This window comes from Rhodothermales bacterium (assembly GCA_013002345.1).
In the GTDB taxonomy this organism is placed as follows: domain Bacteria; phylum Bacteroidota; class Rhodothermia; order Rhodothermales; family JABDKH01; genus JABDKH01.
Genome location: JABDKH010000089.1, coordinates 1 through 4,691, shown reverse-complemented (window position 1 = coordinate 4,691; position 4,691 = coordinate 1). Strand labels below are relative to the sequence as shown.

4 protein-coding genes are annotated in these 4,691 nt (G+C 60.1%); 2 read left to right on the top strand and 2 right to left on the bottom strand.

What is annotated here, in order from left to right; genetic code table 11:
- Together HKN37_04630 and HKN37_04625 are read left to right on the top strand one after the other, a co-directional pair.
- A partial coding sequence (locus HKN37_04630; GenBank protein ID NNE45929.1) for a tetratricopeptide repeat protein occupies positions 1 to 2,134 on the top strand: 2,134 nt, incomplete at its 5' end.
- A 218-nt stretch (positions 2,135 to 2,352) separates the two neighbouring features.
- Complete coding sequence (locus tag HKN37_04625; protein NNE45928.1) at positions 2,353 to 2,538, top strand: hypothetical protein; 186 nt, start codon at positions 2,353 to 2,355, stop codon at positions 2,536 to 2,538.
- 135 nt (positions 2,539 to 2,673) lie between these two features.
- Here the strand turns inward: HKN37_04625 and HKN37_04620 are convergent, their stop codons facing one another.
- Positions 2,674 to 3,684 (bottom strand): hypothetical protein, encoded by a 1,011-nt coding sequence (locus tag HKN37_04620; GenBank protein NNE45927.1) that lies wholly within the window; start codon positions 3,682 to 3,684, stop codon positions 2,674 to 2,676.
- 78 nt (positions 3,685 to 3,762) lie between these two features.
- Positions 3,763 to 4,665, bottom strand: coding sequence for a T9SS type A sorting domain-containing protein (locus tag HKN37_04615; protein ID NNE45926.1), 903 nt, complete (start codon positions 4,663 to 4,665; stop codon positions 3,763 to 3,765).
- Positions 4,666 to 4,691: the final 26 nt, after the last annotated feature.

Here is a 4,691-nt window from a genome sequence, read left to right as displayed (position 1 = left end):
CCGGCGCGAGCGAGTTGGCATTTCCAAACGGACGATCGGGATCGCCGTCGCCGCGGTTGTAGCTATCATCGCGGCAGCGGGACTATGGGGTTTGAGATCAGACCCGGAAGTTGAGAGTCCGCCACCGGTCGTCGCCTCTGATGGTGCGATTCGCGTGGCGGTCCTGCCGTTCACGGTTCGGGGGAGTCCGGATATCGAGTACCTCGGCCAGGGCATGGTGGATATACTCGCGACGAAGCTCGATGGCGCCGGCAATTGGCGCAGTGTCGATCCGCGCGCCATCCTTGGATCTCTGGGTGGGGTCGGTTCTTCCATCGACCCTTCGGCCGGCGAAAAGGTGGCTGCCAAGGTGGGCGCAGACCGTTTCATACTCGGATCGATCATAGAGGTCGGTGGAACACTGCAGGTTCGCGCATCTGTCTACTCATCCACCGGAGATCGTGAGCCCATCGCTGGCGGCAGCGCCGAAGGTCCCGCGGATGAGCTCTTTTCGATGGTCGATGAGCTTGCCGCACAGCTGCTTGTGGCGGAGGATGAGAATCCAGGCGACCGTGTGATCCGGCTTGCAGCGGTGACCACCGAGTCTCTTCCTGCCTTGAAGTCGTATCTCGAGGGTGAGGCCGAGTTTAGAGCGGGCCGATACCGAACGGCTCTCGAGGCCTTCCGGACCGCCACGGAACTTGACTCGATGTTTGCTCTGGCCTGGTATCGCCTGAGTGTGGCAGCAGAATGGAACGCGCAGGGTAGGCTCGGCACCGAGGCCGCGGTTCGAGCGCGCCGGCTCAGTGCTCGCCTTTCAGCGCATGATCGTGATCTGCTGGACGCGTTCGACGTCTTTCGACAGGGCGATGCGCGGAAGGCGGAGCAAATGTACCGCACCATCGTAGCCGTGTATCCGGAAGACGTGGAAGCGTGGTTTCAGCTCGGCGAGGTTCTCGCACACCAGTTTCCTCTGTTTGGCCAATCTGCTTCGTTTTCGCGGGAGGCGTGGGAGCGCGTATTGTACTTCGAGCCTGACCATCTACAGGCTCTCTGGCATCTGTATCGGATACCGGCACTTCTGGGTGACGTTGCAGAAATGGACAGCCTGGTTGAGCGCATCATTGAGTTGAATCCGGACGGCGATCGACTCGTCGAGATCTATGCACTCCAGGCGGCCGTCCACGACGACGAAGAGATGATGAGCGAGGCCTTTCGACGTATGGAGGGCGCGTCGGAGGGAGCGGTAGCACTCGCCGGTCACGCGGTCGCCGTACAGTCGGGGTGGCCGCCGGACGCTATCCCGCTCGCCCGCTACATGGCAAGACCCGGCTTCTCAACGGAGCAAAGAGTGCTCGGTTTTCTGTGGGTGTCGTACCTGGAGGCGAGTGCCGGCCGAATAGGTTTGGCGAACGCAGCAATGGCTGAAGCGCTCCAGGTCTCCAAAGATTCAGCGTTGCCATATGAGGGGTTTCTTCTTACCCTCCCGTTTTTTCCGAAGAATGAGCAGGCGATTGCCCGGATGATTACGCGGCTAGAAACCTGGGACGCCGGGGCTGTGCGCCGAAGCTCCAACCCGCAGAGCTGGCACGTCGTTCACGAGGACTTTCATGTCAACCTGCGACTGTATTTGCTCGGTTTACTGTCGGCGGAGACAGGTGTGATAGAGAAGGCCGAATCGTACGCGGCGGAGTACGAGACGGTGGAATATCCGCCGAGCCTGGGCTCCACCGGCGCCGACCTTGCCCTTAGTCTCCAGGCAAATATCGCTCTTAACGCTGGTCGGTCCGATGAAGCGCTGACTCTGCTGCTTCGTCAGAAGGGACATGCATGGTACAACCTGCTATTCGCCTCTCCCTTCCTCTCACACGTACGTGACCGGTTTGTGAAAGCTGAGTTGCTGAGGGATGCGGGGCGCTACGAGGAGGCTCTACAGTACTACCGTTCGTTTGCCGAGAACAGTGCCTTCGACACCGTGTTCAATGCACCCGCTCATCGACGGATGGGCGAGCTTTATGAGAAGCTCGGTAACACGGGCGAGGCTGCGCGACACTACCGGCGTTTCATCGAACTGTGGGCGGATGCGGATGCCGAGTTGCAGCCCATGGTGGAGGCGGCGAGATCAAGTCTAAAGCGGATCGAAGCCTCACCATAATCAGTCGCGGACCGCGCACGGACGTCTGCCCGATCGCTCCCACCGCGGCACGGCTTGGCGGATATTCATCGGAAAGCAGTTTCGTCCAGGCGACGTCATTAGCAAGCCGGGCGGCGTGCCTATCTTGGATTAGAACGCATTGTTGATGGAACCTGAGATGCGTCTCCGCAAGTGCAGAGTGGGCAGTCGTCGTTACAGAAGATGCAACACTTGGCGCCATGATTTCATGCCTCTTCGTTTCCGATCTTCACGGCCGCGTCGACCGATACGAGAAGCTATTTGACGCGATTCAGAGAGATCGGCCATCGATCGTCTTTCTCGGGGGCGACCTGACTCCGCATTTTGCGAGGAACGAAAACTGTGTGTCAGTTGCCGCCGGACAAGGCGGATTGACGACCGGGTGATCGTCAATACAGGGAGGCGTTTCAGGTCTTCCAACCAGCGATGCGTCGGGCACATCCCGGGCCCGCTGACGTCGGTATGCGTTACAGGGCGCCACATTGAATCGGGACAGTGTCCGGACGTGTGCTCCTCTCGAGTCAACCTTCGCCTGTCCAGCCCTGGAAGCCGCCGCCCGTGCGTGCAGTGACGTCAACCTGTGCGAGCAGGTCGGTGATCTCTCTCTGTCCCTTACGGATGCCGGAACGATACGCAAGCCGGTACCCCCAGTAGATACCGTATCCAAGTATAAGACCCGTCATCGCCGCGATTCCTGCCACACCCATCAGTCCCAGAGCCATCTTCTTGAGACCGACAACAAAGACCAGGAATCCGATTGCCGACCCAAAGATGCCGGTGATCCACGAACCGACCTTAAAATTGCGCCACTTGCCATACTTGAGATCAAGCTGAATCGAGACCTCGGTTCGCTCCTCATCGATCGAGTGCAGCGTGACGGTCATGCGATTCAGGTCAGCGATACTCATATGGTAGGCGAACACGTTGATACCAGAGGTCGAAACCGCCATCTCAACCTGAGGGACCTTGAAGATCATCGTCGAGTCGGCGAGGGCCGTCTCGTCACCGATGACTTCTAGCAACTGCAAATGGTAGGGCTCGGACGGGAATACCCGCTGCATGGCATCGAGCACCTGCTGCTTGCCGGCTCGAATCACGCGTGTCACCGAGAGGTGCTCCTCGGGGGTTGCCAGGAATCGGCCCGCGGTGTCCGACATCTTTCCCGACACCGCCTGGGGTACGTGTTGGTCCGCTGCCTGCTTGCGCAAGGCGAGCTCGATGTACTGTGGATCGATCCCGGCTTCGTCGCCGATCGCTTTCACCTCCGACAGGGTGAAGCGGTGACTGTCGGCGTCGACGGTCGGTGAGTCGGCGATGGATCGGCTGCGTTCCTCGAGGCGCCGCGCTGCATCCGCCTGAAGTCGCGCTGCTATCCGCCAGACCTCTTCTGCTCCGGAGGGGTCGAATGTCTGTTCAGTCGCGTCGGCGCTCGGCACTTCGACCGGATCGGCCTCGAAGCGCAACTCTCTCTGCGGGTCGGATTCGATCGGCGCCGGGTCGGCTGGTTTCTGCTTCTGTCTGGTTCTATCCATTGGAACGCTGATCAGTAAAGGTGAGCACGTACCTGGCCGCAACATGCGGCGCGAGTAATACTGTCAGAGCGCAACCGCTCATCTGACGATCGTCAACATTCTCGTACTCGAGAAGCCGTCCGCCTGCAGTCGATACAGGTAGATCCCGGACGGCAGCCCGCCGGCATCGAACCCGCTGGCGTGATCACCGACCGACCGATGCCCCGCCACAACGGTCTCGACCTCTCTTCCAAGCACATCGTAGATTGTCAGCGTGACCGTGGCCGACCGTGCCAGCGAATAGCTAATTGTCGTAGAGTTTCTGGCAGGATTCGGGTAGGCCGGTCCGAGTGAGGCTGCCGCCGGTTCGGGCAAGATCTCCCGGCCTACAGATCCCGAGAAATCGATGGCGAATGCCCCGATGGCAGCCTGATCGACCGAGACGACGGATTCCACGTCCGTCCCGTCGAGATTTGCTCGATGAATGACGCCGGCGGGGAACGTGACGATGCCGCCGTATGTGGCAGACCAGTACATCTTCCCGGCGGCAAGATCGAGCGCAATGTCACCCAGCACGGTCGAATCCCCTTCGACCATCACGAGGTCCTGAATCTCCGATCCGTCGAGATTCGCGCGCCGGATGGCCCGGTTGTTCGTGATCCAGAAAACTCTGTCGCTGGACCGATCGACGGCGAGGTGGCCATCGTTTATGGGCTTCCCGTCAATAACATGGAGAAGCTCCAGCGCGTCCGATCCGGCCAGTGTCACCTGTCGGATCGAGTGGTCCGCCAGACCGTCGGGCAACTTGGCGTCAATCCAGAACATCTGTTGGTTTGCCCGATCGAGTTCGATATCGAGGACCACGTTGTCGGAACTCCCGAGCAGCGTGACTCCTCCACCGTCGAGATCTGATCTGAAGAGGCTATGAATCGCCGGGAACGCTCCGTTCCACGTGAACCAGAACAGGCTGTCCCGCTCAACATCCACCGTCATTGCGGTCACGGGGCAATACGGATTGCAGAAGCCCG